Origin of the sequence: Mucilaginibacter phyllosphaerae (assembly GCF_004378255.1) — a bacterium.
Classification (GTDB): Bacteria; Bacteroidota; Bacteroidia; order Sphingobacteriales; family Sphingobacteriaceae; genus Mucilaginibacter; species Mucilaginibacter phyllosphaerae.
Map to the genome: position 1 here is coordinate 1 of NZ_SNQG01000014.1, position 475 is coordinate 475.

1 protein-coding gene is annotated in these 475 nt (G+C 32.4%); it reads left to right on the forward strand.

What is annotated here, in order from left to right; genetic code table 11:
* Positions 1 to 10: 10 nt before the first annotated feature.
* On the forward strand, positions 11 to 475 hold a 465-nt coding region (locus E2R65_RS19480; RefSeq protein ID WP_262712276.1), incomplete at its 3' end, for a restriction endonuclease subunit S.

Below are 475 nucleotides of genomic sequence, written 5' to 3' on the forward strand. Positions count from 1 at the left end.
GGTTCCAAATTTGAGATTCCCAGGGTTTGAGGGAGAGTGGGAACAAAGAAATTTGAAAGAGCTATTTACAATTGGAAGTGGTCGCGATTATAAACATTTATCAAATGGCGATGTACCGGTATTTGGTACAGGAGGCTTAATGACCTATGTAAACGAATTTTTATATGATGGTGAAAGTGTTTGCATAGGAAGAAAAGGAACAATTAATAAGCCATATTATCATAAAGGAAAGTTTTGGACTGTTGATACTCTTTTTTACACCCACTCATTTAAGAAAGCTTTACCAAAGTTTGTCTATTATATATTTCAAAAAATAGATTGGTTGAAATACAATGAGGCATCAGGTGTGCCAAGTCTTTCTAAATCAACTATAGAAAAAATTGAAGTATATATTCCAAAAAAAGATGAACAAGAAAAATTGATGGGTTTACTTTCAGCCTTAGATGGAAGGATTCAAACCCAAAACAAAATAATT